Below are 16,864 nucleotides of genomic sequence, written 5' to 3'. Positions count from 1 at the left end.
TGGAGACAAAACAGCCTGTTTTTCTTCTCATCTTTGCATGGAAAGCCCCCTGTTTCATGCAGGCCGGGCCCTTTTATCCGCCCCATCCGGAGCCGTGCGGTCTCCCCGTCGTTGACCCGTTTTCCCCGCCTGTGCTAACGTATGAACATCTCAGTGCATTTCTTTTTCAGCGCCCCCACGTCCCAAACCCACTCAACCGCAAAGGACACCCCATGAAAACACGCATGACGGACCTCTTCGGATGCAGGTACCCCATTCAGTGCGGCGGTATGCTCTGGATCGCCAAACCCTCCCTGGCCGCTGCCATCAGCAACGCGGGCGCCCTGGGCAACCTGACCTCGGGAAACTACAACAGCGCCGATGAATTGCGAACGGCCATCGATGAAACCCGCCAGCTGACCCGCGCCCCGTTCATCGTCAACATCACCACCATGCCCTCCATCCGCCTTCCCGTTGAGCTGCTCCAGGATTTTTTCAGGGTGTGCTGTGAAAAAGAGGTCACGGCCCTTGAGATCGCCGGTGCACCCGTGGACCGGTTCCTCGGCCCGGAATTTATCCCCATGGCCAAAGAGGCCGGGGTCAAGGTGCTGCACAAGGTGGGTACGGTCAAGCACGCCGTGCACGCCCAGAAGGTGGGCTACGACGCTGTCACCATCGCCGGGTTCGAGGAAGGGGGCTTCCCCCACAAAGACAATGTCTCCACCCTCGTGCTGGTGCCCAGGGTGGTCTCGGAGGTGGACATCCCCGTCCTGGCCGCAGGGGGCATGGCCAACGGCCGGAGCCTGGCGGCGGCCCTCTCGTTAGGTGCCGACGGCATCATGATGGCCACGCGCTTTCTTGCCACCCGGGAGAGTGAGGTCCACCCCAACATCCACAAGGTGCTCGTGGATAAAAAAGAGTACGACACCTCCCTGAACCTTCAATCCCTCTTGAGCGCCTTCGGGTTGCAGGTACGCGCCCTGTCCAACACCATCATGAAACAGGTGGCGGATGTGGAACATGCCGGAGGCGACCTGACCGACCTTCTCCCCCTCATCTCCGGTGAGCGGGCCAAGGCCGTCTGGAAAGAGGGAAACGCGGAGGAAGCCATGCTCACCATCGGGCAATCCGTGGGCCTCGTCGAGGACATCCCCACCGTTGGAGAGCTCATGGAGCGAATGATCGCAGAGGCCCGGGAGTCCCTTGATCTGGCCCGGGGCCTTTTGTCAGAAAACGAAGGGGCGTGGCAGCAGAAAAGCTCGGCATGAGATATCCGGCGGCCCCTCCCTTTTGCGGTGCATGCATGAAACGATATGTCACACTCACAGTCTTGGGCCTTTTGTTGCTTGCCTCCTGCAGCGTGGGGTCGGCCATACGAAGCGGGGCGAGGACCGTCTACAAAACCGCCGTGGACGAGCGCAGCATCAAGCACATCTTAAACGATAAAAAACTCACCGCCCTGCTCATGGAAGAGATCCTGGCCGATGACGTCACCATGGTCCTGGACGTCTCGGCCAAGTGTTACTACGGCTACCCCTTTATCGTGGGGCAGTGCGACACCCTGGCCGAGGCCGAACGCCTTGTGGCCATCGCCAGGGAGGTCACCGGCAAGCCACCGGTCCCCTATATCCTGAAAAAAGGGGATGAGCGGTTCTGCACCCTCGCCGACAACCTGCGTATCACAACCGAGCTTAACGCACGGCTGGTTGCGGACAGCGCGGTCTTCTCCACCAATATTTTTGTCAAGTCCGTGCAGTGCCATGCCGTGCTCCTCGGGGTGGTCAGCTCGGACAGAGCCATGCAGGCCGCCGAGTACCACGCCCGCCACACCCCCGGGGTCAAAAAAGTGCGCTCCTTTCTCGTGGCCACGGGAACCGGTCGGTCCTGGGAAGCTGTCATGGACGCCATCGCCGAGATGACCATGAAAGAGGATGAGGAGTTGATCACCGAGGATCAGCCTGAGGCGCTGGACCCGCTGCCTCCCGTCATGGTGCCGGAAGAGACCGCGCCACCTGTTCCGTGAGATGACCCGTTGCTCACCGATATGTAAACCGCACATCACTTCTTTTTTTCTATTGAACAGCGGATAGTTATGCCGTATGTTTTTTAATTAAAAAGGTTTTCCAAAACACCACCACTGCCCTTACCCTGAGAAGCAAGCCATATAAAACCCAGCGGTCATGAACACACGAGATGCCCCCGACGGCCCGTGGCAGTTCATTTTACGGCCCGACCCCGACACCTGAAAAACAACAAAACCCACCTTGTCCCGTCCCGGTGACTCTCAACGCCCCCATGGCGTTGCCTTCCGGGATTGGCCGAACCCGTTGCACCCCAATAAGCGGCCATGCCCCAAAAAGCCATGAACAGATGTCTGCATAAACAAACTCTCACACCCAAAAGGACAGCGTACCTCCCATGAAAAAAACATCCTTTGTGACCGTTCCCATGCTTATCGCCGTGTCTGTTGCAATCCTTTGCGCATCATGCGCCGGAAGCCGGCCGCACCCGGATGCTCCCCCCGGCCGGCAGGTTATCGGTGAGGTGGAACCGGTGACCCTTGTCAAAGCCGGGGTTACCCTGCCCGCCCGCATCGACACGGGCGCAACCACCTCCTCCCTGGATGCCACGAACATCAAGAACTTCGAGCGTGACGGCAAAAAATGGGTCCGTTTTACCCTTACAGACAGGAAAAGCAAAGAAGCCCGGGAACTTGAGCGAAAACTGTCCCGCACCGTAAAAATCACCAGCCACGGCAAGAAGAGCCAGGGGCGCCCCGTGATCAAAATGAAGATCATGCTGGGCGGTGTCGAGCTCTACAAAGAGTTCACCCTCACGGACCGTTCGGAGTTCACCTACCAGATACTCATCGGGCGCAACGTTCTTGAGGGCGAATTCATCGTAGACGTCACCCTGAAAAACGTCACTACCCCCATGGACGAGGAATAACTCATGAAGCAACGCATCCAGATCATCACCATCATCGTCGTGCTCATTGCGCTGGGGGCAGGTGCCGCCGCATACAAACACATCAAACTCGGTTTTCCGTTCTTACCGGAACAAAAAGAGACGGTCTGGACCGTTGAGGCGACCATCACGTTCACGGCCCAAGGCGGCCCCGCAGAGGTCTCGGTCAACATGCCGAAAACGGATGCGCTTTCCACCATTGGCAGGCAATCCGTGACGGAAGGATATACCTTCAAACGGGAAGGAAACCAAGGTATCTGGACCACCGACAAGGCAAAGGGCAATCAGAAGATCTTTTTTCGGACCACGGCATACCGCCACACCAAAGGCGAAAAACTAAAACCCGGTGGCACCATGGAAACAACGCCCCCCCTTTCCCTTGCAGGCACGCAGCAAACCGCCGCGACCCACATTGTCGCGGCGGCAAAAAAGACCGAGGATGAACCGGTTGATATGGCCAACACCATCATTAGCGCCCTGAACGATCCCGTGAACGATGACGCCGTGTTGCTCCTCTCCCATGCGGAGGAGCACGGCGGAAAATACATTCTTGCCAGCGGCCTTATCAATATGGCGGGGGTCAAGGCACGGAAGGTCAAAGGCCTCAAGCTCTCGGAGGGCAAAAAAAAACAGACACTCAAAGGCTACATAGAGATCCTTGACGGCAACCGCTTGAAACTCATGAACCCCAGATCCGGTGAACTTGAAAACCGGGACGAGTTCCTCCTCTGGCGGTATGGCAACGATGCCATTCTCGATATCACCGGGGGCTCGGGTGGAAAGATCACCTTTGCCACCCTGGCCAGGGCCGTCTCAGCACAAACAGCCGCCGTCAGGCACGGTCAATTCGATAGAAACATGCTCATCGATTTTTCCATTTACAGCCTCCCTGTCTCCCAGCAGAACACCTTCAAGCTCCTGCTGCTCATTCCCATCGGCGCACTCATCGTGGTAATCCTTCGAAACCTTGTGGGAATCCAGACATCGGGCACCTTCATGCCCATTCTCATTGCCATGGTCTTTCTTGAAGTCAACCTCCTGGCAGGCCTCGCCCTTTTTGTCCTTATCGTGGGCATCGGGCTTGTCCTGCGCTCCTACCTGAGCAGCCTGAACCTGCTCCTTGTTCCACGGATTTCCGCGGTCCTTGTCTTTGTCATCATCATCTATGTAGCCATCAGCGTGATCAGCATCAAGATGGGCTTTGAGGCAGGCCTCATGGTGACCTTCTTCCCCATGATCATTATCTCCTGGACCATTGAGCGCATGTCGGTCCTGTGGGAGGAGGAAGGCCCCAGGGATGTCCTGATCCAAGGGGGAGGCAGCCTCTTTTCCGCCTCCCTTATCTTTCTTGCCATGCAGAGCAAACTCGTTGGGCACCTGGCCTACTCCTTTCCTGAGCTGCTGCTCGTGGTCCTGGCCGTCATTATTATGATCGGAAGCTACTCCGGGTACCGACTCACCGAGCTGCGCCGGTTCGAACCCCTTGCCGGAGGGAGGTGACCATGTTCATGACCTCTCCGTCAAAACTCAAAAAGGCCGGTATCGTCGGCATGAACCGCCGCAACGTCGTGATGATAGCCCGCAACAACCCGCGGCGGCTCTATCCCCTTGTGGACGACAAGCTCAGGACCAAAATCATCCTTGAAAAGGCCGGGATCTCGGCCCCGAAGCTTCTTGGCGTGGTGAAAACCCAAGGGAATGTTAGGGAGCTGGAAGGCTTTCTGGAAGGGTGCCCGGCCTTTGTGATCAAGCCGGCCAGGGGAAGCGGCGGGAAAGGGATTCTTGTCATCAGCGGCCGTGAGGGCCGGGATTTTTTAAAGCCAGGCGGCGGGCGCGTCTCGATCGGTGAGGTCAAGCGTCACGCATCCAACACCTTGAGCGGCCTCTTCAGCCTCGGAGGCAGCAATGATGTGGCCATGATCGAAGAAATGGTGGAATTCTCCGATGCCTTTGACGGGTTCTCCTACCAGGGAGTCCCCGATATCCGGGTCATCGTGTACAAAGGGTACCCGGTGATGGCCATGACCCGTCTCTCCACCACGGCCTCGGACGGCAAGGCCAACCTTCACCAGGGGGCCGTGGGCGTGGGCATCGACATCGGAACAGGCAAGGCCCTTAAAGCGGTTCAGTTCGGCCGCCCCCTCACCCACCACCCGGACACTGGCAAAGACCTCTCCACCTTTGTTGTCCCGGAATGGCCCAGGTTTGCAGAGCTGGCGGCACGGTGTTACGACATCACCGACCTGGGGTACCTCGGCGTGGATATCGTCCTGGACAGCACCAAAGGCCCCATGATCCTGGAGTTGAACGCCAGGCCCGGCCTTGCCATCCAGATTGCCAACGGCACCGGCATCCAGCCCAGGGTGGACGGCGTTGATCAGGAACGCCACACACCACGGGGACCTTACGAAAGAGCCCTTTTTGCCATGGACACCTTCTCGGCCCACCGCAACACCCCCGCCCTGAAATCCGGAGCCAGGGTATGACCCACCGAATGCCCTGCAACTCACCCGGTCCTCGGCGCCGCCCCGCCGAGGACCTTCTCCCAATCTAAAATTTATAGCTCATGTTCACGGCAAAGGCGTGGATCTCATTGGTGGCATAGTCGCCCCGGAGGGTTCCGCGCAGGGGCTCGCTCTCCAGATCCATGTTCGCCGCCCCCGCATCGATGAACTCGTAGGCTGCCCCCACGGTCATGTCCGCGTTGATATCATACTGAATCCCAGTGCCGATCCTTACCTGCCGATCCAACGGGGCGTCGGGTGTGCGTGTGGTTCTGTCCATGGGCGAGGTGTCGTAGGCCATGCCAAAGGACCAGAGCCAGGGGTCGTCGAAGCGGTACTGGGCGCCCAGGGCAAAATGCCAGGTATCGTCGTAGTCGTGGTCCTGAACCAGGCTCGTGGACGTGTCGGATTTCAACGTCAAGGTCTGCTGCCCGAAGGCACTCCAATCCTGCCAGCCGATGTTGGCCAAAATAGCCCATTGGTCCGAAACCTCGAACACCCCGCTGGCCATGACCGCCTGGGGGATATTCAACCCCAGGTCCACGGTGCTGTCGGTGAGCCCCAGGCTATCCAGCAACACCTGCAATCCCGGCCCGATGTTATTCAGCGTCGCAGAATCCTTGAATTCCATCTCCACCTCCGAACGGTAGGTCAACCCGAGCCGGAGCTTTTCCGTGGGCTCCACGAGAACGCCCAGGTTGAATCCAAATTCGGTGTCGTCCTCCTCAACGCTCAGCTGGCCGTCCGCTCCGGGCTCCAGGTTTGCAAGGGCCACCTTCTGGTCCAGCTCTCCGTACACCAGGCTGATGCCGAACCCGAAGGAGAGCATCTCATTGACCCGGTAGGAGATCCCGGGGTTGACCGCATAGGTAATGAGTTCGGCCTCCTGGATATAGTAACGCCCGGCCCAGGTGGCACCGTAATCCAGCCCCAGGCCAAAGTAGGACCCGGTGGAGATGCCCAGGCTGACATCCTCATTGAGCTTGTGAACGTAATGAAAACCAAAAATTGGAACAAACCCTCCGGCATCACCGCCGTCGCCCCCGCCCTTGTTCGACTCATACGAAGAAAACTTGGCTTTGACCTCAAGCCCCACCAAGGCCACCATGAGCTGGGATCGATCAAGGCGAGACATGCCGGCCGGGTTGAAGCTTGCCGTGGAGGCATCACTTGCCAGGGCCGCACGTCCTGCCTGGGCCGTGCCCATATCCGGTGTCCCGGCCTCATAGAGCCAGACACCGCCCCCAAAAGCTGCTTGGGCCGACAGAAGGAGCAAACCAATACCCACCAAAAACCATCCCGTTGTTTTCATAGCGTCACCTTTAAGAAAATGATGGATTCAATGAAACCTCGCATGTTGGCCGAAGACCTGAACATCCCATGGGATGAAGTCTTGACGGGTTCAGTACACGGAAAGAAAAAGGTACCGAGCACATTGATCATAATGTATCGGGAATACAATCGTGCCGATCGCAGAGGTACGATCCAGCCATGGAACCGGCTACAGGAGGAGGTGTCGGGCAAAGGGATGGACAGGGCCGGTGAGGCCTTGCCTCTCATCTTCTTGGGTGAGGGAAAAATCCATGACGGTTTGGTGAAAACAACCCGCGGGCGTGACAGGCAGCTACCTGCAACTCAATAATACTCTGTAAATATACGTAATACTGGATCAATGATCAAGAATAAAACCATAATTCAAGGCACCATGCGCCTTTGACAGCCAAAGGGACGGGCCTTGGGGCGCAGGCTCACCCGGACTCAGCCCCTCTGGCTGACCAGCCGGGACACGGTCTCTGCCCACACAGAGTCCCACCCGCAGGAGAAGTAATGGTCCCTGGCCGCCTCCACGGCAACCGCTGTCAGATGCTCCGGGCAGCCATCAAGGGTTTCCCGGTGTGGGTACCAGTTGTCCCGTGCAGGAAAAAAAACCGTTACATCAGACGCCCTGCCCACAAGCTCCGGCATGGCGTCAACCCCCGGGATAAAGAGTTCCCGGAGAAAACTGCCCATGGGAAAAGTGCCGGTGGTGCCGTTTAACACATCCTCCAGGTTGTTTTCGTGCCAGTAACTCGGATCAAGCCAGTCGGTGTCGGCAAGGATGCGCTTGAAATGGACCGGATCGGCGGCAAGGCGGGAGGTGACAAAGACAAACTCCCCGATGGTTCCGGCCTCGTACATGTAAAAAAGAGACCGACGGGAGTTGATGACGGGAGCGGCAAAGTAAAAGTCCTTCACCGGCAGACCGGCAGCAGCAGCCTTGAGCCAGGCGGCACAGGCACCGGAATGGCCGAGGGCACTCAGGGGCAGGCCCGAAAGGCCAAAATGATCCAGAAGGCGTTTCAGGTCATCCCCTGCGGTGGCAACGGAGAGGTAGCCCGTGGATCCGCCATGGCCCCGCGGGTTGTAGAAAAGCACATGCCAGCCCGCTGACGTAAAGCTCTCCACGGGCATGGCATACATGCGGCAATCGCCTCCCATGCAGGGCCAGAGTACCACACACCCTTTGGACCGCGGCGTGCTGCAGGGGCTCCATGCGGCTTCTACGGTGACGCCGCCGGGCATGGGGTGATGGGTCCAGGCCATGTTCATCATACCTTGTCATCCCGTCTGTTTGAAAAAGGGTATTCAGGCCCCCACAAGCAACCCGCCGACCCCCATGGCGTACACATCGTCGGGCGTGACCTCCATCCCGGCAAGAAGCCTTGGCAGCAGGAGGTCAAAGGCTGTTTTTTTCGACGCCAGGGCCCCGGCGGGGACCCCCACGACGGTGGTCTCTCCCAGGGTCCCCAGAAGGGTCATGGCTCCGGGGAGAACCGGAGACCGGGAAGATGAGACGCAGACGCCTGCTTTTTCAAGGCCCTTCTGGGTCACATCGTCGGGGTCCACGGAGAGGCCGCCGGTGGTGATAATGAGCTTGACGCCCTCGCCTGCCATGCGGGTCACCTCGGCTGCGAGCCTGGAGGGTTCATCGGGCACAAAGGCGGACGTGGCGACGGTGGCTCCGTAGGTGCCGAGGATGGTCTCGGCGTAGGGGAGAAACCCGTCTTTGATGCGGCCCTCGTACACCTCGGTGCCGGTGATGATGATCCCTGCCTCACGAATAATGTAAGGGGCCACATGGAAGAGCGGGGTATGGGCCAGGGCCATGCACCGTGTAAACTCGGACCGGGAGAGAAACAGGGGCACCGCCCTTGTTCCGGCAAGGAGTTCCCCCTTGGAGACGGGGGTGCATGAATGGATGGTGGAGAGGATGACATCGGCCATGGCGTTGAGCCTGTTGACCCGCTGGGTGTCCACGTAGAACAGCCCGTCGTGTTCTGCCCTGAACTCCACCTTCCCCTCTTTGGGGGGACCGGCAACGGCTGCGCCCTCCCCTCCCAGGGTGTCTCCGAAGGCAATGGCCACGTCGTTTTCGTGGACGAGGCTCTCCCGGTGGTTCTGCTCTTCCAGGTAGATCCTGTTTTTGCCCATGTTCTTGAGAACCTCGACGTCGGCGTCGGTGATGCGCTGTCCCTTGACGATGGCGGGCCCTTTCTGTTTCCGGGGCACGATAAGGGTCATGTCGTGCAGGGCGTGCCCACCCACGGCCTCTTCAAGGGCTGTGGAGGTCAGGCGCACCTCATCCTCGTTATTCTGAACGTAAAGGGTGGCTTCCCCGGAACAGGCAGGGCAGATCTCGGCGGCTTCAACGGCCCGGAACCCTTCACCACAGAGCGAGCACCGATGGATATGGCTGACATTCTTTTTCTTGCCGCCTAAAAACGACGGATCAAGGGAAACAGGCTCACAGGTAAAAAGGGAGACGCCGCCCTCCCGTATCTCGTTTAACAGCGCAGGGGTATCCTGCTCTGTTTTGGGCACCAGCTTGAGCAGCCAGGCTTTGAACTGAGGCCACCGGTCCAGGACCCCGTAATCGGGAGCCACCCGCACCCCCTCGCCGGTGTGCTTGTCGTACAGGGCCAGGGCAAACCGTCCCGTCGGAACAATCTTGAGCCATCCGTTGCCGACGGTGCAGGGAGTGAGGAGCTGAACCGCATCGGGAATGCAGGCCCGGGTTTCACTCACCGCATCGAAGAGCCCCCCTTCAGGCAGGCTGGACAGGGCCAGCTCCACCATAAAGCCGCCGGCCACCATCCCCGGGGCCACATGACCGTGAAATGCCTTCACCTCATCCACATACCCGTCAAACGAATACCCACGAATTGTCATAAATACCTCTCATCAGAACAGGACATAAATTAACCACAGAGACACAAGGGGGCAAAGAGACAAAAAATACCTTATTTGTATACTACCTACCCCGGACAGACTCAAGGCCGTATTTTCTCCTACAGACCTTCCACGCGACAGGGTACGAACCGGTGCAGGGGGGTGGCGGCAAAGGAGTCCCTGTGGGTATTTTTGGTGAGACGATTGACGTTGACGCCAAAGACCTCTCCGTTGTGCGTGAGTCCGAACCCATGGGGAATGGCCACCTGACCCTTGCGCATGTGGTCGGTGACTTCGAGTTCGATCACCTCGGAGGCAGCCTCGGTGATGATCTTTACCATCTGGCCGTCCGTCAGGTTGAACCGCTCGGCATCACCGGGATGCATGGCAAGGGTGCAGGCACGCCTGCCCTCGTTCCAGGCGGGGTCGCGCATGAGGGTGTTGCTGTTCTGTGCGGTGTGCCGCCCGGCCATGAGGACAAGGGGGGCCTCCTCCGTCATTTTAAGGGCTGCGGCCTCGGCCTCGGGGGTAACGGTCTTCACCCACGCATCCATTTCAGGAATGTGCAGATGCATCTTCCCGTCGGGATGCCGAATCTCGGCAAGGTTCCCGTCCAGATCCATCTTGCCCACCCAGAGGCCGCCGGGATGATCGACAATGGCCTGGAACACGGCCTCGCTCTGGGCGATCTGCGGAGTAAGCAGGGCCACAGGAGCCACGGCGCCATGGCGTACCATGCCGGCAAGGGCCTTTGCGAGATTGGCCGGATTCAAGGCGGTCTGCCAGAGTTTGGGCAGGGGAAAACCGGCCCGGGCCGCATTTTTCCGGTTGGATTTCGGCATGGCCAGGGTGATGCCCCAGAGGGCGGCCAAGTTGGCCGAACCCAGTTCTTCCCCCAGGGTTTTGGCCAGCACAAAGGGAAGCACCTTCATGGCTTTCTTGTTTTTGGAGGCAAAGCTGAACAGGGCCGCAGCAAAGGTTTTCCGGTCTTTTTTGGCCGCCTCGTAGACGTAGGCAGGGATCTCGGGGATGTACCCGGCAGCCTCGGCAATGCCGGTGTAGATTTCCCCCACCTCCTTGGGGTCCCCCTTGGGGCTGACCATGGGATGGCGCATCTGGAAATAGACCTCGGGGTAGTTCCAGGGAAAAAAGGTGCCGTCATAGGACTCGTACCCGCTCTTGGCCGGGAGCACGTAGTGGGCCAGCTCGGCGGTCTCCGTCATGGCCAGCTCTGAGACCACCAGCAGGTCGAGCTTTTTAAAGGCCTCTTCGTAGGCCGTGGTATCCGCATAGCTCCGCAGGGGGTTGGACCCGGAGCAGAGCACCGCCCGGAGGCGCTCGGGATGGTCCGACAGGATCTCTTCCGGCATGACGTTGGGGGGATAGGCACCGTTCAAGGCGGGAAACCCGGTCTCCACCGTACGCCAGTTTTTCTCGTCCCGTTCGTCGGTGTGGCTGCCCAGGGGCACGATGGTGCCTGGAATCACGTTACCGCCGGCAACGCCGCTTCGCCCGCAGACCGATGCCAGGAGCATGTAGAGATAGCTCGTCAGGGTGCTGTGGCGGTTCATGTAAATCCCGAGGTCAAAGTGCATGCACCACGAAAGGGTCACCAGCTTTTCGCACAGGGCATAGACGTCCTCATACGAAACCTCGCACACCGACAGGGCCGCTTGGATGTCAAAGCCCCTGAACCAGGGCTCGATATCGGCAAACCCGGTGCAGTACGCCTCAAGGTAATCGCGTTTCTCCCACCCTTTTTCAAGGATCAGGGCGATCATGGCCCGGGCCAGAAGGGCATCGGTGCCTGGACGCACCGGGATATGCAGGTTGGCCACCCGGGCCGTCTCGGATTTCCGGGGGTCGATAATCGCAAGGAACTTGTCCGGGTTTTTGGAAAACTCCTTCAAAACCAGGGGAGCCCTCGGCATCTGATGGCTCTCCATGCCGTTCCACCCGATGCCCAGGATCATCTCGGCATGGTGCTCATCGGGGATGGCAAAACGGTTCTGACGCCCCATCATGCGTCCGCAGGCCCAGAAATAGCCGGTGAGCTCCTGGCCCAGGGCGTTGTAGGAGTACTTGGAACCCACGGCCTTCATGAGGGTCATGCCGAAGGCCGCCTCAAAGTGGCAGCCCTGCCCCCCTCCCCCCATGTAGGCGTAAGACTTCGGGCCGTGCTCATCCACGATGCCGCGCAGCCTGGAACCGATCTCGGAAAACGCCTGCTCCCAGGAGATCTCTTGAAACCCGTCTTCGGTGCGCTTCAGGGGCTGTGTCAACCGGCCTTCGTGGTTCTGGTGAAAAGCCACGTTGGCCCCTTTCCGGCACATGTACCCCCGGCTCCTCACGTTCTCCTTGTCGGCCCGGACCTTCACGATGCGGTGCCCCTCGGTCTGAACCTCAAGCCCGCAGTTCTGCGCGCACAACACACACCCCGTCTTCTTCCACTCCCCCATCTCTCTCTCCTTGCTTGCCTTTAGGGACGGTACAAAAACAAAACCTACAAAAGCGATGCCTCCGGCGACAAGGTGAGCCACCTTGAAAGCTGGTTACCGCTGCGATTTACCCCTCGTTCCTCGGGGAAAATCACATTCGCCTTTGATTTCGAGTGGCCTGAATCGATTTTGTAAAGCCTGTTTATTCAAATTTTTAAAGCTTAGCCTCTGAAGGCAGGCTGCGGATTCGCTTTGCCCCTACGCCCCAGATCCCCCCTTGCGTGTCTCCCCTATGACCTAAATTTATTTCACATGCGTAATATACAAAACCAAAAAAAAGAACATCCGGCAAGTAAAAAAACACACACCACCTGCTCAAACGCTCTGTTTTTAAAGAAAGCACCTTCCTGAACGATGCCTCAGTCTCCCCCTCTCACCGGGCTGTGAGCCCAAAAAAACCGAGGCGCTTTATGTCGGAAACCACATACACACAGAAGGGAATCAGGCTTTTGAATATATGCGTGGAAGAATTCCAGGGTGTTTCCGTCACTCGCGCCCCGGCCCGCTTGTCAAGCCGGGCTTGCTGCACAGGAATGCGGGAAGGGTGTCCGGCCCTTCCCGCATCCCGTCAAACCCCTGTTATGCCCGCCGAAGCGGGCACACAGCCTTAGACAAGCTCATAGACCCCGGCGGCACCCATGCCGCCGCCGATGCACATGGAGACGATGCCGCGCTTGGCTCCCACACGCTTCATGTTGGCAAGGAGCGTGGCGGTGAGCTTGGCGCCGGTGCAGCCCAGGGGGTGGCCCAGGGCAATGGCACCGCCGTTGAGGTTGATCTTGGACTCGTCAAGGCCCAGCTCCTTGATGCAGTGCAGGGACTGGGTGGCAAAGGCTTCGTTGAGTTCAATGACGTCGATGTCGTCAAGGGTGAAGCCGGTCTGCTCAAGGACCTTGGGAATGGCATACTTGGGCCCCACGCCCATTTCATCAGACTTGCAGCCGGCAACGGCGTAGCCCACCAGCTTGGCCACAGGCTTCAGGCCGAACTTTTCGCACGCCTCCTTGCTGGCAAGGAGGGTGGCGGCAGCACCGTCGGTGGTCTGGGACGAGTTGGCGGCGGTGGCCACACCGCCGGCCTTGAAGGGGCTGTTCAGGCGAGCAATGCCTTCCACGGTGGTACCTGCCCGGACGCCGTCATCCTTGTCCACGATAAACTCTTTCTTCTCGTAGGTCCCGTTCTCGCCCAGGACAAAGTTGTAGGCCGGGGTGGGGACGATCTCGGTGAACCAGCCCTCCTCCTGGGCCTTGGCCGCCTTGGTCACGGAACGAACGGCAAACTCGTCGCACTCCTGACGGGTGATGCCGTAGCGCTCGGCCACGTTCTCGGCCGTAACGCCCATGGAGATATACATCTCGGGGTTGGAGGCGGCAAACTGGGCATGGGGGCGGGGTTTGTTGCCGCCCATGGGGACGTAGGTCATGGACTCGATGCCTGCACCCAGGGTGATCTCAGACCATCCAGCGGCGATGCGCAGATGGGCCAGGGCGATGGCCTCGATGCCGGAAGAGCAGAACCGGTTGACAGTGGCACCGGACACCGATTCGGGGAACCCGGCCATCTGGTTGGCCACGCGGCCGATGTTGAGGCCCTGCTCCGCTTCCGGGAAGGCACACCCGCACATGACGTCGTCAATCTCTTTGGGGTCGAGGCCGGTCTTCTCCACACAGGCCTTCATGATAAAGGAGAGGAGGTCTTCGGGACGGGTCTCCTTGAACTGCCCTCTCTTGTTCTTGCATCCGGGGGTTCGAACGGATTCAACAATATATACTTCGCGCATATTTCACTCCTTACCTGATGTCGTTTTTTCATCGTTTCGTCTTTTCACGCAAGACGAGCCACATCGTGCACATCTCCGGCGGGATCGGCCCGCCGACGGCTTAGTTCCGCAGGGGAGCGCCTTTTTTGAGCATGTGCTCGATACGTGCGATGGTCTTCTCTTCCTTGGCAAAATCGATGAAGGCTTCACGCTCGAGTTTGTACATGACGTCTTCGTCAATGGCCGTGCCCTCTTTGACGGAACCGCCGGAGATAACCGTTGCGATGCGCGTGGCGATAAGGGCATCGTGATCGCTCAGGAAGCCCCCTTTCAACATGTTGAAGATCTGCGCGTGGATCATGCCGGTCCCGGCTTCACCCATGACGGGCACGGGCTTCTTCACGGGAGGTGCGTACCCGGCGTCCACCATGGCCAGGACCTCTTTTTTGGCTTCGCCGATGAGAAGATCGCGGTTCATGACGATGCGGTCGGCCCAGGGGTGCATGTGGCCCAGGCTGAAGGACTGCTTGGCGCTCATGGAGTACTTGGCCATGCCGATGGCCATGAAGACCGGTACAAAGAGCTTGGACAGGTCGGTGTCTTTCTGAACGGGATCGGGAAGCGAGAAGACAAACTTCTTCCAGAGGTTGGTACACCCGCCGCCGGCGGGCAGAAGGCCGACGCCCATCTCCACAAGGCCCATCATGAGATCGGCGGCACCGACGATCTTGTCGGCCGCGCCGAGGCACACCTCGCACCCACCGCCCAGGGTCATGCCGTAAGGGGCCGCCACAACGGGAACGTTGGCGTACCGGATGTCCTTGATGCCGTTCTGGGCAAGGGAGAGAAACTCGTCCATCTCCGCATATTTCTTGCCCTTGCAGAGCCCAAGGACATAATCGAGGTCGGCACCGGCTGAAAACGCCCCGGGCATGCCGCCGGCCTGGTTGCCGATGACGATGCCTGCCGCGTTTTCAAGGGCGAACTCCTTGACGTCCCCCATGAACTCGATGATCTCGCGGTTCAGGGCGTTCATCTTGGTGGTGAACTCCACACAGAAGATGTCGTCGCCGATGTCCACCAGGGAGACGGACGGACAGCTCTTGACCACCTTGCCGTCGGCCTTGCAGGTGGCAAGGGAGAGCGCGGTGTCGCTGAGCTTCACGGGCTGGTAGCTTTCGGTGGTGAAATCATAAAAGTACTGACGCCCGCCTTCCACCTTGTAAAAGGAGTCGTTGCCAGCTGCCAGCATGGCCTTGACCTTTTCAGGGACAGCCAGCCCGTCGGCTTCCATCCGGGCCACGGACTCTTTGACGCCCACGAGGTCCCAGGTCTCAAAGGGACCGGTTTCAACGGCATAGCCCCACTTCATGGCGTTGTCGATCTCCACCACGGAGGCGGCGATCTCGGGAATCCGGTTGGCGGCGTAAATCAGGCCGTTGGCCGAGCAGTCCCAGGCAAACCTGGCGCCCTTGTCGTCGCCGTACACGATGGCCTTGATTTTTTCAGCGGGAGTGGCAGCGGCCTTGGCGGCGGTGATGCAGGGAAGGTCCGCCTTGACGAACTCAACGTACTCGCAGGTGGCGGGATCGAGCATCATCTTGACTTTTTTACCGTCGGCGTTTTTCACTTTTTTAAAAAAACCGCCCTTGGTCTTGTTGCCCAGCCAGCCCTTTTCCACCATCTTTGTCACGAAATCGGGAAGGACGTGGGTTGCGCGCTCTTCGTCGTCGGGGCAGAGATCGTAGGAGTTTTCCATGACGTGGGCCATGGTATCCAGGCCCACCAGGTCGGCCGTTCCGAAGATGGCGCTTGACGGACGGCCCATGGCCGGACCGAACAGGGCGTCCACCTCGGCCAGGGTCAGCCCCTGCTTCACCACCTCCTGCATGATCTTGCCCATGCCCTGGATACCGATGCGGTTGCCGATGAAGTTGGGGGTGTCCTTGGCCCAGACAATGCCTTTGCCGAGGTTGATCTCACCGAACCGCTCGATGAAGCGAAGGACTTCCGGGGCGGTCTCTTCACCGGGGATAAGCTCCAGAAGGTGCATCCAGCGAACGGGGTTGAAAAAGTGGGTGCCCAAGAAATGGGTCTTGAACTCGGGGCTCAGGCCCTCGCTCATGGCCTTTAAGGGAATGCCCGAGGTGTTGGAGCTCACGATGCAGGTGGGCTTGCGGATGCCCTCGATGCGCTTGAAGAGCTCCTGCTTGATCTTCAGGTTCTCCACAACCACTTCACAGATCCAGTCGCAGTCGGCCAGCTTGTCGAAGTCGTCGGTGAGGTTGCCGATGTCAATGAGCCCTGCGTCTTTCTTGTTGTAGAAAAGGGGGGGCTGAGCCATGAGGGCGCCGTCCATCCCCGCCTTGACAATGCGATTGCGGGCTGCGGGGTCGTTTTTTTCGTCGTCTGTGAGGTCAAAGGGAACGATGTCCAGAAGCAGGACCTTCACCCCGGCACCGGCGAGGAGAGCGGCGATTCCGCCACCCATGATACCAGAACCGATAACCGCAGCGTTACTGATCTTTCTAACCATAAATTCCTCCTACGTGTATATTTTGTTAACAATCATGATGGCCACGTAAAATACGAACTCACATTTTTATGGATCCTACGGAGTGGAGGAAGGGGCTGGGAAATGGAATGCGACGAATGACCGTATGCTCAGACGACCGACTGTATATTAAGACAAACGTTGTTTCTTGATTCGACACACTGAAGCTTGATTCACCATTATTCACGCGACTAAGCACAACCACGCCCCTGTCCAATCACCCAAAAAAGCGAACAGAACATGTGGTTTCTACGTGTTAAAAGGGAGCTACCCTGGTGAGGAAAGGTTCAGAAGGCGAAAGGGAATAGTGCGGAGCTCCAGAGGACAAGGGTGTCGGGGGTAATGTCACTGGGCCGATGGTCCAAACGAGGATCAAGGCCGACGCCTGTTTGAA

The 16,864-nt window shown here is 58.9% G+C and carries 11 protein-coding genes; 5 read left to right on the top strand and 6 right to left on the bottom strand.

Annotation, left to right across the window (positions count from 1 at the left end):
* Positions 1-212: 212 nt before the first annotated feature.
* From BLQ12_RS09410 to BLQ12_RS09390, 5 genes are all read left to right on the top strand, one after another.
* Positions 213-1,247, top strand: a complete 1,035-nt coding sequence (locus tag BLQ12_RS09410) for an NAD(P)H-dependent flavin oxidoreductase (RefSeq protein WP_175469611.1) — start codon at positions 213-215, stop codon at positions 1,245-1,247.
* A 35-nt stretch (positions 1,248-1,282) separates the two neighbouring features.
* Entirely contained in the window at positions 1,283-2,002 is a 720-nt protein-coding gene (locus tag BLQ12_RS09405; RefSeq protein ID WP_175469610.1) for a BON domain-containing protein, read from the top strand.
* Between the two features lie 395 nt (positions 2,003-2,397).
* A complete protein-coding gene (locus BLQ12_RS09400) occupies positions 2,398-2,928 on the top strand; it encodes an ATP-dependent zinc protease family protein (protein WP_092210384.1) in 531 nt (176 codons plus the stop codon).
* A gap of 3 nt (positions 2,929-2,931) precedes the next feature.
* The gene (locus BLQ12_RS09395; protein WP_092210383.1) at positions 2,932-4,446 is read left to right on the top strand and encodes a UUP1 family membrane protein; all 1,515 of its coding nucleotides are present in this window, start codon (positions 2,932-2,934) and stop codon (positions 4,444-4,446) included.
* 2 nt (positions 4,447-4,448) lie between these two features.
* Positions 4,449-5,432, top strand: coding sequence for an alpha-L-glutamate ligase-like protein (locus tag BLQ12_RS09390; protein WP_092210382.1), 984 nt, complete (start codon positions 4,449-4,451; stop codon positions 5,430-5,432).
* Between the two features lie 64 nt (positions 5,433-5,496).
* On the opposite strand, the gene BLQ12_RS09385 is transcribed toward BLQ12_RS09390, so the two are convergent.
* From BLQ12_RS09385 to BLQ12_RS09355, 6 genes are all read right to left on the bottom strand, one after another.
* A complete protein-coding gene (locus tag BLQ12_RS09385) occupies positions 5,497-6,762 on the bottom strand; it encodes an OmpP1/FadL family transporter (protein WP_092210381.1) in 1,266 nt (421 codons plus the stop codon).
* Positions 6,763-7,208: 446 nt separating this feature from the next.
* Positions 7,209-8,042: an alpha/beta hydrolase gene (locus BLQ12_RS09375; RefSeq protein WP_092210379.1), complete on the bottom strand. Its 834-nt coding sequence runs from the start codon at positions 8,040-8,042 to the stop codon at positions 7,209-7,211.
* 33 nt (positions 8,043-8,075) lie between these two features.
* Positions 8,076-9,659 carry an FmdE family protein gene (locus BLQ12_RS09370; RefSeq protein WP_092210378.1) on the bottom strand — a complete coding sequence of 528 codons (1,584 nt, stop codon included), beginning with the start codon at positions 9,657-9,659 and terminating at the stop codon, positions 8,076-8,078.
* 119 nt (positions 9,660-9,778) lie between these two features.
* A complete protein-coding gene (locus tag BLQ12_RS09365; RefSeq protein WP_092210377.1) occupies positions 9,779-12,118 on the bottom strand; it encodes a molybdopterin-dependent oxidoreductase in 2,340 nt (779 codons plus the stop codon).
* 646 nt (positions 12,119-12,764) lie between these two features.
* Positions 12,765-13,937 carry a thiolase family protein gene (locus BLQ12_RS09360; protein WP_092210376.1) on the bottom strand — a complete coding sequence of 391 codons (1,173 nt, stop codon included), beginning with the start codon at positions 13,935-13,937 and terminating at the stop codon, positions 12,765-12,767.
* Positions 13,938-14,037: 100 nt separating this feature from the next.
* Complete coding sequence (locus BLQ12_RS09355; protein ID WP_092210375.1) at positions 14,038-16,452, bottom strand: 3-hydroxyacyl-CoA dehydrogenase/enoyl-CoA hydratase family protein; 2,415 nt, start codon at positions 16,450-16,452, stop codon at positions 14,038-14,040.
* Between the last annotated feature and the right edge of the window lie 412 nt (positions 16,453-16,864).

It is taken from the genome of Desulfoluna spongiiphila (genome assembly GCF_900101345.1).
Classification (GTDB): Bacteria; Desulfobacterota; Desulfobacteria; order Desulfobacterales; family Desulfolunaceae; genus Desulfoluna; species Desulfoluna spongiiphila.
The sequence above is the reverse complement of the archived record's forward strand: the minus strand, read 5'-3'. Positions and strand labels throughout refer to the sequence as shown.

What these genes read in the sequence shown, in the direction of transcription:
- BLQ12_RS09410 (WP_175469611.1), top strand. Translation starts at nt 213, where the DNA reads ATGAAAACACGCATGACGGACCTCTTCGGATGCAGGTACCCCATTCAG.
- BLQ12_RS09405 (WP_175469610.1), top strand. Translation starts at nt 1,283, where the DNA reads ATGAAACGATATGTCACACTCACAGTCTTGGGCCTTTTGTTGCTTGCC.
- BLQ12_RS09400 (WP_092210384.1), top strand. Translation starts at nt 2,398, where the DNA reads ATGAAAAAAACATCCTTTGTGACCGTTCCCATGCTTATCGCCGTGTCT.
- BLQ12_RS09395 (WP_092210383.1), top strand. Translation starts at nt 2,932, where the DNA reads ATGAAGCAACGCATCCAGATCATCACCATCATCGTCGTGCTCATTGCG.
- BLQ12_RS09390 (WP_092210382.1), top strand. Translation starts at nt 4,449, where the DNA reads ATGTTCATGACCTCTCCGTCAAAACTCAAAAAGGCCGGTATCGTCGGC.
- BLQ12_RS09385 (WP_092210381.1), bottom strand. Translation starts at nt 6,762, where the DNA reads ATGAAAACAACGGGATGGTTTTTGGTGGGTATTGGTTTGCTCCTTCTG.
- BLQ12_RS09375 (WP_092210379.1), bottom strand. Translation starts at nt 8,042, where the DNA reads ATGATGAACATGGCCTGGACCCATCACCCCATGCCCGGCGGCGTCACC.
- BLQ12_RS09370 (WP_092210378.1), bottom strand. Translation starts at nt 9,659, where the DNA reads ATGACAATTCGTGGGTATTCGTTTGACGGGTATGTGGATGAGGTGAAG.
- BLQ12_RS09365 (WP_092210377.1), bottom strand. Translation starts at nt 12,118, where the DNA reads ATGGGGGAGTGGAAGAAGACGGGGTGTGTGTTGTGCGCGCAGAACTGC.
- BLQ12_RS09360 (WP_092210376.1), bottom strand. Translation starts at nt 13,937, where the DNA reads ATGCGCGAAGTATATATTGTTGAATCCGTTCGAACCCCCGGATGCAAG.
- BLQ12_RS09355 (WP_092210375.1), bottom strand. Translation starts at nt 16,452, where the DNA reads ATGGTTAGAAAGATCAGTAACGCTGCGGTTATCGGTTCTGGTATCATG.